Raw genomic sequence first — 15,845 nt, 5'->3', positions numbered from 1 at the left:
CGAACACAAAAAGAGAAGTACCGAAGTACTTCCCTAAGCGAATTTAATGTGAAACAACACCAGTTGACAAAGAGCCATTTTTATGCCGTGTTTTTTTATTTATTTTACTGCAACTTTTCGGTTAAAGCCGCATTTACTTCATCGGTGGCTTGTTGCAGCTGTTGCGTCAGTTCTTCTTGGTTCATGGCTCCTGAGGCGAAAGCTAAATAAAGATTCGCCACGTTAGTAGCTTGGGCAGAAGCGATTTGCCATTGACCTTCTGCTTTAGTAAAGGTTACTGCAACATTCGTTTGTTCTGGTACCACCGTAGCCGCAGCTAAATTCGTTTTTAGACTAGCGAGAATCGTCGCTAAAATTTTGGCATCATCTTTGGCGATACTATTGTCTTTTTCCACCGCCGCAATCAATGCTTCATCCGTCTTTTTCACGATGGCGGGAAAATCTAAACCGCTGACGTGGTAAACAACTAATGCTGTCTCCTCATTTTCGGCCTTCACTTCTACGGCGTAGCTTGTTTTCGTTTGCATTTGTTCCAAAAGTAGATTCGATAGTTCAGCTGCTTGTGCTTCAGTAATTTTTTCATCAGCATCCGTTAAGCCGGCTAAAAAGTTTGTTTTAAAATCATCGGCATTTTTGTCCATTACTTTTTTTAGACTAGCGCTATCTTTAAAGTTCGTTTCAAACTCTTCACTTTCTTTTTGATAGACGAGACGATTGGCAAATAAAGTGGCGGCATCTTCAATGGCAATGGGCTCCTTTGCACCACAAGCGCTTAAGGCAAAAAATATTGTCACTAACAGCCCACAGACTACTACAATTTTTTTCATGGGGCATCCCCTCCGTATCTTTAGTTAACTAAAAATTAGCTTTTTTGTCAAAGTTGACGGTAAATGGGAAAATTTTAACTTACAGGAAATTTTCATTTGTGCTATGATAACCCAGTTGAAAAATTTTAAGGAGGAACATCATGCCCACCAATGCAAAAGAAGGAGTGCTCTTTACTAGTCTCATGTGCAGTTTAATGGTCTTAGGAATGAGCGCTTATAATTTAGTTTTACACCATGCTTTTACCGTCACTCATTTAGTGCAAGGATTTTTTCCTGGACTCGTGGTGGCGTTTGTCTTAGACACTTTAGTCGTTGGCGTCTTAGCCAAAAAAATCGTCTTTCGTTTACCCATTAATCAGGAAAATAAATTGTTGTTAATTCTAGCGATTTCTTCCTTGATGGTTCTTGGTATGGTAACGTGTATGTCGTTATTTGGGATTTTAATGGAAGAAGGTTTCCAAGCAAATATTGCTACCCTCTATCCGAAAACGTGGCAAATGAATCTATTAGCCGCACTCCCCTTACAACTTCTTATCGTCGGTCCAATTTCTCGTTTGGTGTTAAAGAATTTTCAAAAACGGACGGCTGTAGCGGAATAAAGGAAAAGCTGAGGTCCCCTTGCCCGTCAAGGAAAGGAGCCTCAGCTTTTTAGTCTTCTTGTTGATTTTTCCCATTGAGATACCTAATCAAGATGACAATGAGAAAAATCATGGCAATCGTCATGAGGATGGTGGAAATTAATGCCGCGACGAAAAAATGACCCGCACTATTTTCCAATAAAGAGATATCTTGGGCTTGCATGCTCATGCCGACTAGCATGACGGCCAAAAGGGCCACCATGTCGGCAAACAAGCCGCGGTGAAAATCTTTACGGTAAACTTGAATCCCCGCAAAAATTAGCGCTCCTAAAGCGATGACTAACAATAGATACAACAACCAATAAGGTAAAACAATACTTGGCATTTTTTCCACTCCCTTCAACTAATTTAAGTGTAGCATGAAAGCGGTTTTTTGTATTGAAAAAAATTTTAAAACGACGACCAGCACTGGCCGCCGTTTTTCTTTACTTTAAGGGAGTAAAACACTGCGTTTTTTTAGCTGTTCTTCCACTGTAGTTGGGGCCGTATAAGCTGCCAATAAACCAGTACTAAAGCCCAGTTGAAACATTTCATACAAACTATCCGCCACTTGAAAGGCGCGGACTTCTTCGGTTACGGGAAAAGTTAGATAGCTTTCACCGTTAACCATAATTTGATAGCAATCATCAGTCAAAACAATTTGAATCAAGGCGGTCTCTTGCACTAGACCAGTGGCATCATGTGTCTTTAACATCTGAAAAACCCCTTTCTTGACGGTAACTGAAATGTTTTTACAACTTAATTGTGGCAGATATACCAGTTAGATGCAACTGACTTTCACTAGTCTAAAGGGATGTGGAGCGTTTCATTGGCAAGCGTCACCGTAAGTTCATTAGGGCTTAAGGCAACGCGGGGCGGCTGTTGCCAACGCTTTAAGGCGTAGTCCGTATCTTGATGCGCATAGACGGCGGTCACTAACCAGTGCTCACCGGCACCTAAAATTTTTTCTAGACCTGGTAACGCGGTGAGCTCACTAGTCATTAAATTCGTATTAGGATAGCAATTCGTCGTAACTGCCTGCCGTAACGCCGTAGTAGGCTTCAAATCTAAGATACCAGTCAAACCACGACTACCTTGAAAATAGACGGCGCCTAGCGTTGTTTGCCACGTACCAAAATGATCCGGATTATTTTCCACTGCGTATCCCGTCTCGTAAAGGGTGTAATCACCGTCTAAAGTAATGTGATGGCAACGAATTTGCCAGCCGAAAAGAGCCGTTAACCAAGTGCGAATAGCTACGTGGTCTTTCAAAGGCCAGGTGGAGGCTATCGCATTTTTAGTAAGCTTGATATCCGTGACCCGATTGCGGACAAAAAACTGCCCGACAGCTTCAACGGTCTGCCGGTTTTTACTAATTAAAATTTTCGTATCGCAAGCTTGCAACCCTAACATGGAGTCCATGGCCGCTTCTTCTTTTAACTGATTCCCCCGCGGCACAGAAAAACCAAACTGACTGGAGTAAGCAAATTTCAAATATTTTTCGTTAGCTAAAACGTGATAGTTGGGCGCCATTTGACCCGCGTTTAACAGTTGCGTGTGTCCATGGTCATGACTGGCTAACATTTGTGCGTGGTGTAATATTTTTTCCCGAGGCACTGCAGGATAGTCCTTTTCGTCAGCTAACCAATAAGGATGATCTGTCGGCAACGCTAAGAGCAAAAATATTTTATTAGACCAGTAAGGAGAAACGTTACTATTATAAGGCTCAGTCATAGATAATTGCGGATACGTATAGCCTAGCGTCAAGAGTCCCTCGCAATTAAAAATATCTTTAGCTAACCAGTAGCGCAGATTGCGATTAATCATTCCTTTGACAACACCAAGATCAAAGCCCGGTACTTTGGCGTAGACCAAAGCTACCCAAAAAGCCACGACTGCATAACGATACGTCAAACTACGACCGTAAGGAACGTTGGCCCCATCTGCCGCAAAGAAATGAAGATATTCTTTGGCAAACGCCGCAGCCCGCTCTTTAAAAATCGTACTGCGAGGTTCTTTCGGACACAAGGTGCTATACATTAACCCATAATAGTGAAAAGCAAAGGGCGTGTAATAATCTTGACGCCCGCGGGAACTATCTTGATACCAGCCATCCCCTAAGTAACAATTTTCAATCAGTTGAAGTGCCATAGCGTAGTTGCTTTCCGGCACGATTTGTCCTAATTTTTGTAAAACAGCCGCCACGATTACTTTAAAAAATTGCCAATTGCCATCAGGTGCCTGGTGTTGGAAAATTTGCCGCAACCAAGTGACGACTTTTCCTTGGCTGTCTATGGGCAACTGGTGCCACAATAATTTATCGGCGGCTAATAAGGCTAAAGCAATGGCGGGCATCTCTACCATCCGTTGATCAAAGTCTTCTAGTATCCCCCAATAGGCTTCATCTTCCGGATCCGTCCCGGCGATAATCCCCTTTAAAATTCCCTCTTGTTCAGAGGAACTTAAATGCGCAAGGGCAGGACCGGCCCCCCATAAGTAGCGAGCAAAACCTTCAATGCCGGCTAAGTTGCGGCCATAACCAACACCATTGGCGCCAAAAAAGATGCGACTATTCTTTTGGAGAAAATGATTGGTTAAAGGATCGTTTAGCTGGTGAAAAAGCGCTAAGTAATCAGCGGAACTTTTTAAAGGTAAAGGTGTCACGTTACTACCCCTTTTCGTAAATTTTTAAGTCTTTGCCTAACAGCCGTAACAAAGCTTCCAAATAGAAATAATCGCCATAAATAATCGGCACTTCTTGGTCCACGTCCCCATGATACTTGGCTGATCCATGGGTGAGTAGACCATCCGTTGCGGGCTCAAAGTCACAAAACTTCGCCGTTAAAGCTTGCACCATTTTTAAGGCTGCTGTTTGATAGAAGGTCTTTTCAGCTGGCGGCACGTGTTGGGCTAAGGATAATAAACCACAAGCCGCAATCGCCGTTGCCGTCGTATCATAGCGCACCGGTTCTTGCGGCGCGCGAAAATCAATGACAGAAACAAAATCGGTTAAGGCAACGTTAGCGATAAAGTAATGGGCCACATTTTTAGCGGCGGCTAAAAATGCGGGGTCTTGCGTATTTTCATAGGCTAGTGCCATGCCGTAAATGGCCCAGCTTTGACCACGAGACCACGAAGAACCAACGCCATAGCCTTGGCCGCCGAGACTTTTTTCAAAAGCTCCGGTGGCTGGATTCAAGACTACGATATGATTAACCGAACCATCGCTACGCAACAAGTAACGCAACGCGGTGTGGGCATGATTGGTCGCAATCGCCCCATAGCGGGGATCTCCTGTTTCTTTCGTTCCCCAATACAGTAGCGGTAAATTCATCAGACAATCGATAATCATTTGTCCTTGTTGCTCTGGTCCGTTCCAAGCTAACAGAAACTGGCCAGTAGGATTATAGCGACTCGCTAGGGCTTGGAGGGCTTTTAAGCCGCGCGTTTTAGCGTTGGGATTTTGGGTCAACGTATAATCGGCAACGGCCGCACTTAACCACATAAAACCTACGTCATGGTCGAGTTTTTCATATTCGTTTAACGCACCATCCAGCAAACTTTCTTGATAACGGGCCGCAACTAGGTACTGTTCTTCTTGGGTGAGATGATACATTTGCCATAAAATCCCCGCCCAAAAACCATTGGTCCACCAATGAATATTTTCTTGAGCCATATCGGGATAATGGCCATTAAAAGGAATATAGGGAATGATTGTCCCATTACGTTTGACTGCAGCGCTAAATTTTCCTTGAACTTTTGCCAAAGTCGTGGTTAAAAAATCTTCTTGTTCAGTCGTCCATTGTTTACTCATGGTTTACTCCTCTACTTACTTACGGGGTCGCACTTAAAATTTGACACTCGTAAGGTTGTAATTTTTGCAAGACAGCTGCTTTTTGATTAGAAAAAGTCAACGTCAACTGGCTGGCCTCGTAACTTTGGGGTGTGTTGGTTAAATTAGTGAGCCAGTATTGCGTCTGCCCATTAGTGGTTTGCCGCTGATAGTAGACGACCCCTGCCGAAACTTTAAGGGCTACAAGGTCAGGTGTCACAACTTCCTGTAAAAAGTTAGACCAAAAGTTGGTCGTGGCATAATCTTGCGGCAATGCCCCTAGATAAAGACAACGACCGGCCCCTACTTGTTTTTCACTAATAAAACTACGCCCGCTGGCAAACTCGCCGGAAGCTTCCCCCAAACTATGCTGGGTTGTAAAAAGGAGGCTATACCCAGCTAATGGAAAACTTGTGCCAAAGGCTTTGCCCGTCACGCTGTCTGCGGCTAAATTTTCCTCCACAATATCTTTTAAGTCAAGGTATTCTCCTAAGGCTCCTAAACCATTGTCGGTTGGCCAAGCGTGTTCTTTGGTGCGGTCGCCCGTCATGGGACCCACCACACAAGTTCCACCTTGAGCCACAAAGGTTTTGATTTTTGCCAATAATGCTTTAGACACATAATGTAAATAAGGAACAAACAAAACTTGATAAGGCGCAAAATCGGCTTCTTCTGGCAGACAGTCCACCATAAGGCCAGAAGCTAACAAACTACGATAAAATTCCGTCAAACGCCCGCGATAGCTTGGTTGACCTTTGCCGCCAGTTTCCGTATTCATAAAGCGCCGACCACGGTCTGCATAGAGCAACGCTACTTTAGGCGGTACGACAACTGAATTTTCACCCCAAGCTTGAATCGCCGTAAAAAGTTTCCCTACTTCCACAATGTCATCATACGCATAAGTCGGTTCTCCCCAACTACTAATAACGGTGCTGTGAGGTTGCTCAACTCCTTGGGGATGCCCGCGAAAATGCCAATAGTTAAAGAGCTCACTACCACTAGCAAACGTGACAAAAGCTTCCGCCGGTAAATAGCCTTTCGGATGGGGGCTGCCATAACTTGCTAAGTGGCCGGCATGGGAAGTGGAGGTTTCTAACAACATAAAACGATGGTTGGGTTTAAGATTGCGGAATAAATCTAAATTAATGGTGAAGCCAGGATAATTAGCCGCTGCAGCGTAAGTATCAAAGCCAGCGATGTCTAATTCATTAAACAAGGCCGCATTATTTAAATTAAAGCCCATGCCACTATTGTGGGTCAAAGGAATTGACGTTTCTTGCCGCAAAGCTGCGGCAAGGGCACCACAAAATTTAGTAATCCCGTCTTCTGTAAACTGGCGATACGCGTTCATTAAGGAAGCATTGTGTAAAAACGGCGTTGGCTGCGGCTGAGGAACTTCAGCAAAGTCCTGATACTCTTCACTCCAAATAGCCGTTCCCCAAGCAGTATTGAGTTTTTCAATCGTCTGATAGTGCTCTTTTAACCAGTGATGCCATTGCTTTTGACAACGTTCACAACCGCATAAATCGGTGTGGGCTTTAAACTCATTATCAATTTGAATAGCGATAATATTGGGATAGTTTTTGGCTACTGCCGCAATTTTTTCCGTCAGTAACAGCGCCCGCTTTTGAAAATATTCGTTGTTGGTACAGACGTGTTGCCGCGCCCCATGTTGAAAAGTAGTGCCCTCAAGGGTTTGGGCTAAACGTTCAGGATGTTGATACGTGAGCCAGCGGGGCGGTGTTGGGGTGGGGATACAGAGAATCACGTGCATTTCAAATTCGGCAAAAAGCGTTAAATATTTTTCCAAGTAATCCATTTGAAATTGGTTTTCTTGCGGTTCTAATTTACTCCAAATAAATTCGCCAAAACGTACTTCATTCATGCCGAGGCTCTTCATTCGTTGTAAATCAGCGCGGACAGTGGCCTCATCCCATAATTCAGGATAGAGGCAACTACCGTAATACAATTTTTTGGGCGTTGACATTTCTTGACACCTTTCCTGGTCCTAATTTTCCGTAACAATTCGTAAAACATTAATTTGGTCATCATATTGAACGGTAGTGCCCATAATGAAAGGCACGATGGCGTTGACTTCCATCACGAGTTGGCCTTCTGGGGTGACGTAGGGCTCACCGTCCATTAAGTTTTCTTCACCATCCACTAATAGATGCGTCCGACCTACTTCGGCTTCAATCGTATGCCCGGCTGAATAAACCGTTAGCTTTTTAGCAGCTGGTAACCAGTCAAAAGTAAAGGAATTATTCATAGCTGGCTTCAATCGCTCTAGAATAACTAAAACATTCCCCCAAATACGGCCATTTTCATTGACTGTGGGAACACCACGAGAGTCTGGTTCTTGACCATTAATTAAAATTTTACTGAAATTAGCCGCTGGGGCGGTGTATTTCAAAGCGTCGGCTGCTAATAAAGCAGGAAATTCTGGAGTAGCACAAGGAGCGCTAGCTTCATAGTCATAATAGTACACAGGTAAAGCATCTTGGGTTAAAGGCGTACATGGCGCCTCTTGCGTCGTTAAAGTAACTGTGGCACTAGGAACACCTGCCATACTAGCGGTTAACTCCACGATTTCTGACAATTGGCTGGCCCGCATAAAGACGCGGTTGGTGCCACATTCAGCGTAGACGTAATTTTCATGAATGACACTTTCTTTCGTCCCAAAATCACTAAAGCGTCCGCTATTATATCCTCCTAGAAATTCAGCAGTTCCCTTGGTGGTAAAATCGATTCTTGCATCAGCTAAAGGACAAACTCTTCCTTTTTCATCTAAAACAGCAATATCAAAATAAGCAATATCATTGCCATCTGCTAACCAACCTTGCGGGCCTACATGAGGCGTAACTTGTAAACGAGCTGGTTTGCCTGTAGTTGTTAAAACATCTTCGGCTACTAAAGCGTCATTAAAATCATAAGCTAAGGCTTTTACAGTCCCATTTTGGGTAATATCCACCTTAGGAAAAGCATAGACAAAGGTGTCTTGTGGTGTTGTAGAGCTGCCTACTAAGACATCATTTACTAAAAGTTCCACCCGTTTCACCGGATAACTAGCCATTACATAAACAGTTTTGTGTTTTGGATCTCTTTGGGCAAATTCACCTGTTTCTGCATAATATTCGCCATTAAATTCTTTCACTGGATAAAGATAACTGTCTTTGGTTAAAGCGGGGTAATTCCAATGACCGACAATTTTCACAGCCGGCTCTTCCCCTTGCATCACGCGGTAGTAGTCAAAGCTTTGTTTTTTTACCCGCACAGGATCCACGCGGCCACTCATACGGCCGTTTTCACTGAAGGCTTGACGCCCGTGTTGCGCCGAATCCGTCCAACAAAGAGCGGCACAGCCACTGTAAAAATCATGGTGGGAAGCGCCCCCTGTCCGATTATTGAAAAATTCTTGGTAGCCGCGGGCGTTGGCTAAGGCTAAATCTTCACTGGTTAAATCGTGGAAGTCGGTACCCACTTGTTTTTTACCACCTTTACCGACCCATTTATTGCGATAGTCAAAGTCAGGTGGCGTAAAATCGTCCCAAATTCGACGCGGTGCTTCTTCGCGGGAGTATTCCGTTTCCATAATGGGGCCATGTTCTGCTGTAAATTTAGCAGCGTGGCGATTGAGCATCGTGCCGACATATTCTGATTCGTTGACAACTTCGACAGTATTTAACGTCCGACAACCCATAAAACGACCGCCGTCAGGATCTAGTTTTTCTTTTAATAAGCGCATCTCTTGCATATGTTCTTTAGAAATGGAATTATTGCCGGCTTCCCAAAAAAGAATAGAAGGTTGATTGCGAAAAGCAATGATAATATCCCGCATTAATTCCACCCGTTGATCCCATTGCCGACCAAAATTTTCTCGCTCTTTATCACCAGCTGGTTGTGTACAAATAACCCCATGACGATCATACGCCCGCACATCCCCTAAAGAACCGGCAACGTGCATAAAGCGAATATGGTTGGCGTTACTTTCACGAATTAATTTTGCATCTACATCTCGTAACCATTCAGTAGGAATCCCAATAGCGGCCCACTCATTGGTGGCGCGTTGCGCATAGCCCCGCAACCAAACTGGCACATCGTTGATTAAGACACCGCGTTTAGCATCATAACCTACTTTACGGAAACCAGTTTCCACAACTTCTTCATCAATAATTTCATCATTGACCACTAAAGCAATCGTGACCCGATAAAGGTATGGATCATTTAATTGCCAAAGGCGGGCCGTAAAGGCTGCTGAAGCTCCAGATAACGTCGTAACAGCTAGGGATTTCGTTTCAGTAGGTGCTACTTTTGTTTCATCTTCTACGGCTACATAGCCGTCTTTTTCAGGAGACCAGACATAAGCATCTTGAGGCGTAATACTTAAAGGTGGCACAATTTTTTTGCCACTAGGAAGCTGGACTGTTTCAGTGGTAAACTGAGTTACTACTTCTCCAGTTAAGGTTTTCACTGTAACTTGTAAATGAGCGGCAACAGCGGCTTCATTTTCATTGCGAACTTCCGCTGTTACGCCTAAGGTTACTGTTTTATTCGCGGTGTCAATAGTAGCTGTATATACATAGCAGCCTTTCGTTTGTAAATTAGAATACAAAGGTAAGGTTAAATAAGTCTGGGGTTTAAAGTGTACTTTAATCGGCTTACTTAATCCCCCCACTGAAGGATTAAAGTCGTTACAATTCCAGAAAAAAGGAACGCCTTCTCGATTTTTAGGCGCTTTTTGTTCTTGGGATAGTAAATATGACCCAGGAATAGCGTCTTCTTTATTAGGGGTTTCGGCAATACATAAAGGAATATTGCGGGTAGTAGTATTATCGGTGGCAATCGCAATTAAGTTAGGTTTATCGGGTACCACATAAGAACTAATATCAAAACCAATAGGAGCAACTCCAGCTTCATAATAGCCCACCATTTGGCCATTAACATACAGGTAGCAAGTTTGACGAATTCCTTCAAACTCTAGTAAAACTTTTTGACCGGCATGCTCTTGCGGTATCGTTAACCAGTTCCGATAAAAACTCGTTGTACGTTTTTGCCCACTACCAGCATCTTGAATTCTCTTTTTAAATAAATCTACATCATTAAAAGTATGAGGGACTACTACTTCTTGCCAATTCTTTTCTTGATAGTCTACTTCATAAAAGAAGTGCCCTTCCTCATCTTGCCATTTGGTTAAAGCATCGGCTAAAGGAAAAACATCCGCTAATAAGAAATGCCAACCGTGATGAAAATAAAAACTTGCACCTTTTGTCGTTTTCATAAAATACTCCTTATTGACCTTGCTTAATTTTTAATTTTTTAACTCTGACTAAAGTTAAAATAGCTTCTAGGCGGGTAACTTTTTTAGTCGGTTGATATTCTTCCCATAAAAGGCCCCATTCGTTGGCGTATTCACTAGCTTTTAAGACACTAATTTGCCGTTGTCCTTGAGGAAACAAGCTCCGAACCGCAATGTTCAATAGTTCTCCTACTTGTAAATCATCAGCTACCCGTAATGTATCATTGGTTAACGTTTCTTCGGCAATGAGTTCAGCATCTACATATCCTTGCACCATGTTGGCAATCCATTCGTGGCTGGAGATGTCCATAAACTTGCCTTCATAAGGGCGAGATTTAATCGGTCCCACAATACGCGTCGCGAAATAAAGGAACTGACCTTTGGAAATAGCATCAAAAGGATGTAAATACAACACACAAGGATCCAAAATACCAAAAATTAATGCTTCTTGGATTTCTTCTTGGATTTCTGGAGCCAAAAAAGCAATGTCGCGGTATTTTAAAGCCGGTTTATCCTGTTTAACAATAGGCAGCTCCCCGAAAAATTCATGGGTAGCATCCCCTTCTTCTTGCAAATTCGCTAATAACTTAGCTTCAGGATTGAGATAGTCCTTTAACACAGTGTTCTTAAATAGCTTTTGTAACCAGCTAGCGACTAAGTCAGCACCTAGATCATTGGTATGGGCGGCATCTTTAAACAAGTTTGTTAAGACTCCTTGTTCTTTTAAAACTAATAATTTTTCATAGCTAAAATCATGGAGATTAATAAAAGGCACATTTAGTTCTTGGCTTAATTGTTCCACAGCTGCGCCATACTCTTTTAACGAGTCAAAAGCGTTGCCGAAAGCATCAACACTAGGAACTCGACTTAAAGAAGAAATTAAAACAGGCGTCCCCTCTTTGGCTAACACTTCCTTAACGTAACGTCTTAAATTAGTTGTGTACGCTAAGTGCGGTGCTAAATAAGGTCTTTTTTGGTCATTATGTCCTAGGTGAAAAAGAACAATATCCCCAGCTGCTAAATCATCTAAGATTAGTTGCCAATGACCATCTTCTCTAAAACACCGGGTAGTCATACCGCTATGGGCATGATTATTCACAGCTATTTTCGTTAAATATTTTCCTAAAGTTTGGCCCCAACCAGCGTAATTATTCTTTTCTTGATGGGGAACTTCACCTTCATTATCAGCAGCAATAGAATCCCCCACGACATGAATTGTCGGAACATTGACTTTTTCCACCGTGATACTTTGTAAAGTCGTATCTGTAGCTAATCCTAAAAGGCTAACCGGAATCGTGAACTTACATTCGCCGTTATCCCCAACATTATAAATATAAGGTCCCACATGGGTTAGGAAACTAGTAGTATATTGGGTGCCACTAGCTAACGGACCACTAGTTACCATTAAGTGCCGACGCTCGCTGTAAATATTTACGTTAGGGACCGCTTTTTTTCCTACTTGTAAGTGTAAGGTAACTTGATAATTTCCTGGTTGCCCCACCGGAACACTATAAATTAAAGGAATATCACTACCACTAATGGTGAGGCCTGTTGTACTAAGCACTGGCGTTAATTCTTCTTGCGTGATGTTTTGCGCTAAATGCCAGCCGCCATTTTCGGCAAAAGAAGCGGCCGCATTTTTTAAGTTAGGAAGCAAATAACCGGCTTGGGTGGCCGTGGCCTGCTGTAAAAAAGTGTCAGTATTAAAAGCATAAACTTGCATGAATTAGTTCTCCTTTTGGGCCGTTTGGCTTAAATCATTTAAGCCTGGTTTTAAGCAGTGGACCGTCTGATCCACCCGCATCCAAATGTCATAGGCTGAAGGGTTCAAGGCCGCAGTGCCATCCATCGTAAAAATCACTTGGTGGGCAGCTGTCATGTATTTTTTAAATTCAATATTGGTACAGAACCAGACATCTTGTTGTTGCCCCATCAAATCCGCAAACTCTTCCAACACTGCCCAGTTATTGTCGCGGGTAAATTCAAAACTGTGACCCCAAACATACATTAAGTACAAATATTGACTCTTAAACAACTTACTAAATTCGACGCCGTGTTCCATTAAACGTTGGTTGTGATGACAGGTTGCTTGCCATTGGTACCAATCTTTGGGTAAACCAAAGTTATGGCTACTACCGACGACGCGACTGTATTCAATCCCTAAAGCGGGTAATAATTTTTTAATCTCTGCCGTATAAGAACCATTGGGATAAGACAAGCCTTGCACTGGGGCATGGGTGTAACTTTCTAAAAATTTACGGTCCTCTAAAACTTCTAAGGCAACCTTATCTAAGGGGCAGCGTTCAATCGTCGGATGGGTATAGGTGTGGCAGGCTACTTCATGGCCTTGGTAGAGGGTGGAAATTTCGGTAGGATCAATCCGTTCTTCCCCCGGCCGCGGTACCCCAAACAACCCACTATTTAAATGGAAGGTCGCTTTTAATCCATTGCGATTAAAAATTTCAACTAAACGACGATCTTCAATCCGACCATCATCATAACTAAACGTAAGGGCTTTAAATTTACCTTCTGGATAACAAATATAAAATTGAGACACACTTATTTCCTTCTTTCCTTTTAATAAAATCTAACGACATTAGTGGCTGCTTCTAAGCCACAGTAATTATAAGCTGCTTGTTGGTAGTGAAATAAATCTTTCATTAAAGCATGTGCTGCTGGTGTTTTTAAGTATTGTGAAACTAACGTACAATAAGGCACTTTTTGACAAACTTCTTCTTGGGCTTCTTGAATCGGCACATATAAATCAGCTACTTGTTGGTGATTGCCAATTTCGATTACAAAAATTTCACTAGGAAACAATTCATGATACCTTTTAAAAGTTTGCTGTAGTAATTTTTGATATTGAGCCTTAGAAGTTTTTAAATCGCCATCTGTTTCTCCTTGTAACCACAAGATATGACATCGATTTACACGATAATTCTTTTTCTTTAACCACAAAAGAGCAGCTTCCAATCGGGCAACACTATCTTGAAAATATTTTCCTTCTGGTTGCCACTCTCTAATACTACTGCCTCCCTTACTAGCAGAAACCCCCACTAGCATCTGCTGCGTTAACTGATAGTACTCTTGGCAAAAACTAGCTACTAAACTTCCTGTCTTTTTCCCGGGCTCATCAATACCTGCTGGATTATTTTCATTGATGCCAAAAGGTTCCACTAAAGGATGTAATTTTTCTGGTGCCGAAATAGCACGGTACTCATAAGCTTGTCCTAAAGGTAATTGCGGTGCTAAGGCAGCCGTTCCGCGTCCTGCCATATTGGATTGACCGGCAAACAAAAAGATATCGACATTTTTTAACAAAATCGTTCTCCTTAAAACACAAAAAGTGGAGTCGCCTCCACTTTTTGCCGATTATTAACCTTTTACAGAACCTACCATCATACCTTTGGCAAAATGTTTTTGCAAAAATGGATAGAAAATTAAAATAGGTAACGTCGCAACGATAATGACGGCAAACTTCATTCCTTGTTCTGGCGGAATGTAGTTAGGGTCAGTTAAAGCCGCATCGTTTAAAGCACTAGATTGCATCGTGATTTGGCGCAATAACAATTGGATGGGCCATTTGGCACTGTCATTAATATAAAGTAACCCACTCATAAAGTCGTTCCAAATCCCGACAGCGTAAAACAAGGTGAAGGTCGCAATCGTTGGTTTAGACAACGGCAACATAATTTTAGTGAAAATAGTAATTTCCGACGCGCCGTCCATCCGGGCTGATTCTTCTAACTCTAAGGGAATTTCTTGGAAGAAGTTTTTAATAATCATTAAGTTAAATGGACTAATGGCTGCAGGTAACATTAAGGCCCAGTACGTATCTAATAAGCCTAAATTTTTCACCACTAAGAAGGTTGGAATCATCCCACCAGAAAAGAGCATGGCGAAGATGACCATGTTTAAGTAGACGTTCCGTCCTCTTAAGTAACGACGTGACAAAGGATAAGCAAAAGAGAAAGTGAAGAACAATTGAATCAAAGTCCCCACGATGGTTACGCCAATGGTTACCAACAAACTTCTAAGAAAGGCACTTGTTTCAAAAATATATTTATAAGATTCTAAACTGAAAGTATGGGGCCACAAGAAAAAGGACCGGGTCGTAATTTCAGCTTCTGTCGCAAAGGATGCGGCAATAACGTAGATAAACGGAATGATCATAATGATGGCCAAGGCGGATAAAAAGATGATATTTACCACGTCGAAAATGCGGCCACCTCTGGTATTGTGTAATTTATGCATCTTGCTTCCCCCTTAATAAAATCCGCTTTCGCCAAATTTTTGAGCTAACTTGTTGGTGGACAAGACTAAAATAATCCCGACGACTGACTTGAATAACCCAACGGCAGTGGAGTAACTATACGCGCCTTGGGTAATCCCCATCATATACACGTAAGTATCAAACACATCGGCTACCGAACGGTTCAAGGAGTTGGTCATTAAGAAGATTTGGTCAAAGCCAGTATTCAAAATGGAACCTACTTTAAGAATTAACATAATGACAATCGTTGAACGAATCGCCGGTAAAGTAATGTGCCAAACCCGTTTAAAACGACCAGCACCATCCATAATAGCGGCTTCGTATTGTTCTTGGTCTACACCAGATAAAGCGGCTAAGTAAATAATGGTGCCCCAACCAATTTCTTTCCATAAACTTTGTAAAATAATTAAAGGCCGGAACCAAAATGGTGAAGATAAGAAATCAATTTCTTTACCTGTAAGACTATGCGCCAAGTTGGTCATAATCCCACCGTCAAAAGAGAACAAAATAAAGGTCAAGCTACAAACAATCGTCCAAGATAAAAAGTGCGGTACATAAACCATCGTTTGGACAAGTTTTTTATAAAGCGCATGACGCACTTCATTTAACAGTAAAGCTAAGATAATGGGCGCTGGGAAAACAATTAAAATATTTAAAAAGGCAATAATCAATGTGTTCCCCATAATCCGCGCAAAGTCAGGGTTAATAAAGAAGTCTTTAAAGTTTTCTAAGCCTACCCATTTACTACCATTAATGCCTAGAAAAGGCACATAGTCTTTAAAGGCAATAATTACGCCGTACATTGGTGCGTATTTAAAAATTAAAAAGTAAGCTAAGCCTGGTAAGGTCATTATGTAAAGCCATTTGTTATTACGGACATGCGTTTTAAAGTTGCGCCACTTGTCTTGCCGTGTTTTCTTGTGTTCCACCACGGGAGCAAGTTCAGCAGCGTTTGCCGGTTTCATCATTATGGTTCCTCCTTTTTTAAAATAAGGAGTTG

At 42.3% G+C, this 15,845-nt stretch carries 13 protein-coding genes; 1 reads left to right on the top strand and 12 read right to left on the bottom strand.

Annotated features, from left to right (window positions below; translation table 11 throughout):
• Positions 1-104: 104 nt before the first annotated feature.
• Complete coding sequence (locus FFM57_RS03940) at positions 105-827, bottom strand: DUF5105 domain-containing protein (RefSeq protein ID WP_137599215.1); 723 nt, start codon at positions 825-827, stop codon at positions 105-107.
• Positions 828-967: 140 nt separating this feature from the next.
• On the opposite strand from FFM57_RS03940, the gene FFM57_RS03935 reads away from it, so the two are divergent.
• Entirely contained in the window at positions 968-1,426 is a 459-nt protein-coding gene (locus FFM57_RS03935) for a DUF2798 domain-containing protein (RefSeq protein WP_137599214.1), read from the top strand.
• A 49-nt stretch (positions 1,427-1,475) separates the two neighbouring features.
• Here FFM57_RS03935 and FFM57_RS03930 read toward each other — a convergent pair whose 3' ends face one another.
• The 11 genes from FFM57_RS03930 to FFM57_RS03880 all read right to left on the bottom strand — a co-directional run bounded on the left by FFM57_RS03930 (position 1,476) and on the right by FFM57_RS03880 (position 15,813).
• Positions 1,476-1,790, bottom strand: coding sequence for a hypothetical protein (locus FFM57_RS03930; protein WP_137599213.1), 315 nt, complete (start codon positions 1,788-1,790; stop codon positions 1,476-1,478).
• Between the two features lie 105 nt (positions 1,791-1,895).
• Entirely contained in the window at positions 1,896-2,159 is a 264-nt protein-coding gene (locus FFM57_RS03925) for a hypothetical protein (RefSeq protein ID WP_137599212.1), read from the bottom strand.
• Positions 2,160-2,245: 86 nt separating this feature from the next.
• Positions 2,246-4,108, bottom strand: coding sequence for a DUF2264 domain-containing protein (locus FFM57_RS03920; RefSeq protein ID WP_137599211.1), 1,863 nt, complete (start codon positions 4,106-4,108; stop codon positions 2,246-2,248).
• Positions 4,109-4,112: 4 nt separating this feature from the next.
• On the bottom strand, positions 4,113-5,258 hold the full coding sequence (locus tag FFM57_RS03915) for a glycoside hydrolase family 88 protein (protein WP_137599210.1): 1,146 nt from the start codon (positions 5,256-5,258) through the stop codon (positions 4,113-4,115).
• Between the two features lie 19 nt (positions 5,259-5,277).
• Positions 5,278-7,263, bottom strand: coding sequence for a beta-galactosidase (locus FFM57_RS03910; RefSeq protein WP_137599209.1), 1,986 nt, complete (start codon positions 7,261-7,263; stop codon positions 5,278-5,280).
• Positions 7,264-7,284: 21 nt separating this feature from the next.
• Positions 7,285-10,554 carry a sugar-binding domain-containing protein gene (locus tag FFM57_RS03905; protein WP_137599208.1) on the bottom strand — a complete coding sequence of 1,090 codons (3,270 nt, stop codon included), beginning with the start codon at positions 10,552-10,554 and terminating at the stop codon, positions 7,285-7,287.
• Between the two features lie 10 nt (positions 10,555-10,564).
• A complete protein-coding gene (locus tag FFM57_RS03900; protein WP_137599207.1) occupies positions 10,565-12,295 on the bottom strand; it encodes a GDSL-type esterase/lipase family protein in 1,731 nt (576 codons plus the stop codon).
• Between the two features lie 3 nt (positions 12,296-12,298).
• A complete protein-coding gene (locus FFM57_RS03895) occupies positions 12,299-13,129 on the bottom strand; it encodes a polysaccharide deacetylase family protein (protein ID WP_137599206.1) in 831 nt (276 codons plus the stop codon).
• A gap of 20 nt (positions 13,130-13,149) precedes the next feature.
• On the bottom strand, positions 13,150-13,893 hold the full coding sequence (locus FFM57_RS03890) for a sialate O-acetylesterase (RefSeq protein WP_137599205.1): 744 nt from the start codon (positions 13,891-13,893) through the stop codon (positions 13,150-13,152).
• Between the two features lie 54 nt (positions 13,894-13,947).
• Complete coding sequence (locus FFM57_RS03885) at positions 13,948-14,826, bottom strand: carbohydrate ABC transporter permease (RefSeq protein ID WP_137599204.1); 879 nt, start codon at positions 14,824-14,826, stop codon at positions 13,948-13,950.
• Positions 14,827-14,838: 12 nt separating this feature from the next.
• Positions 14,839-15,813, bottom strand: coding sequence for an ABC transporter permease (locus FFM57_RS03880; protein WP_246023387.1), 975 nt, complete (start codon positions 15,811-15,813; stop codon positions 14,839-14,841).
• Positions 15,814-15,845 lie beyond the last annotated feature (32 nt).

The organism is Enterococcus nangangensis (assembly GCF_005405245.1).
Lineage (GTDB): Bacteria > Bacillota > Bacilli > Lactobacillales > Enterococcaceae > Enterococcus_J > Enterococcus_J nangangensis.
This window is presented reverse-complemented; position numbering and strand designations above follow the sequence as displayed.

Coding starts and splice junctions, on each gene's coding strand:
- FFM57_RS03940 (WP_137599215.1), bottom strand. CDS start 827: ATGAAAAAAATTGTAGTAGTCTGTGGGCTGTTAGTGACAATATTTTTT.
- FFM57_RS03905 (WP_137599208.1), bottom strand. CDS start 10,554: ATGAAAACGACAAAAGGTGCAAGTTTTTATTTTCATCACGGTTGGCAT.
- FFM57_RS03880 (WP_246023387.1), bottom strand. CDS start 15,813: ATGATGAAACCGGCAAACGCTGCTGAACTTGCTCCCGTGGTGGAACAC.
- FFM57_RS03930 (WP_137599213.1), bottom strand. CDS start 1,790: ATGCCAAGTATTGTTTTACCTTATTGGTTGTTGTATCTATTGTTAGTC.
- FFM57_RS03915 (WP_137599210.1), bottom strand. CDS start 5,258: ATGAGTAAACAATGGACGACTGAACAAGAAGATTTTTTAACCACGACT.
- FFM57_RS03900 (WP_137599207.1), bottom strand. CDS start 12,295: ATGCAAGTTTATGCTTTTAATACTGACACTTTTTTACAGCAGGCCACG.
- FFM57_RS03925 (WP_137599212.1), bottom strand. CDS start 2,159: ATGTTAAAGACACATGATGCCACTGGTCTAGTGCAAGAGACCGCCTTG.
- FFM57_RS03910 (WP_137599209.1), bottom strand. CDS start 7,263: ATGTCAACGCCCAAAAAATTGTATTACGGTAGTTGCCTCTATCCTGAA.
- FFM57_RS03885 (WP_137599204.1), bottom strand. CDS start 14,826: ATGCATAAATTACACAATACCAGAGGTGGCCGCATTTTCGACGTGGTA.
- FFM57_RS03935 (WP_137599214.1), top strand. CDS start 968: ATGCCCACCAATGCAAAAGAAGGAGTGCTCTTTACTAGTCTCATGTGC.